This is a genomic window from Gilliamella bombi (genome assembly GCF_900103255.1).
Lineage (GTDB): Bacteria > Pseudomonadota > Gammaproteobacteria > Enterobacterales > Orbaceae > Gilliamella > Gilliamella bombi.
The window spans coordinates 647-1,308 of record NZ_FMWS01000084.1 but is presented as its reverse complement, the minus strand read 5'-3'; the positions used below and the strand labels follow the sequence as shown (position 1 = coordinate 1,308).

General features: G+C 34.7%; 1 protein-coding gene. It reads left to right on the top strand.

Annotated features, from left to right (window positions below; genetic code table 11):
• Positions 1 to 233 precede the first annotated feature (233 nt).
• Positions 234 to 662, top strand: a 429-nt coding sequence (locus B9N71_RS12080) for a tetratricopeptide repeat protein (protein ID WP_167370116.1), incomplete at its 3' end; no start/stop codon positions are given.

The following is a 662-nucleotide window of genomic DNA, read 5'->3' as shown; positions in this document are numbered from 1 at the left end:
TTTTTATAGTAAAGTCGTGGTCAAAAAGTAATAACAATAATTTTACCTCTTTTAATTTAAGTATAATTTTTTCTTTTTTTTACGTAAACGTAGCACATCCCTGAAAGTTTTTTACAAAATACGTTTGTTTAAATTTCATCTTCAGCAACAAGCCATTCATATTAATAATCTGTTTTATCTAGAGATATTTTATGTTAACCTGATGTTTTATTGAACGATTAACGGGAATGCCTATGTTAGCACACACCAAACTCCCCCTTTTATTGATTGTGTTAGTTGGGTTATCATTGCCCTGTGCGGCTAAAACCAATACAAAGTGTTTGCCATTAAATAAAGACGAAGCCAATATCGCTATTTGTACCAAACTGGCCAATAAAGGCGATGTTAATGCTCAAAATAATTTGGGTGAAATTTATTATCAAGATGCCCTATTACATAAAGGCTATCATACTAAAGCCAGATTACTGTTCGAAAAAGCCGCAGCTCAAGGACTGGCTAAAGCTCAATATAATTTAGGGGCCATATACCGTGATGAGTTTAATAATTTTCCTGTTGCATTAAGCTGGTTTGAAAAAGCCGCAGCTCAAGGTAATTTGGATGCCCAAAATAGTATTGGCTATATCTACGAAAACGGCTCAGGCGGTAAACCGCCTCGCAACTAC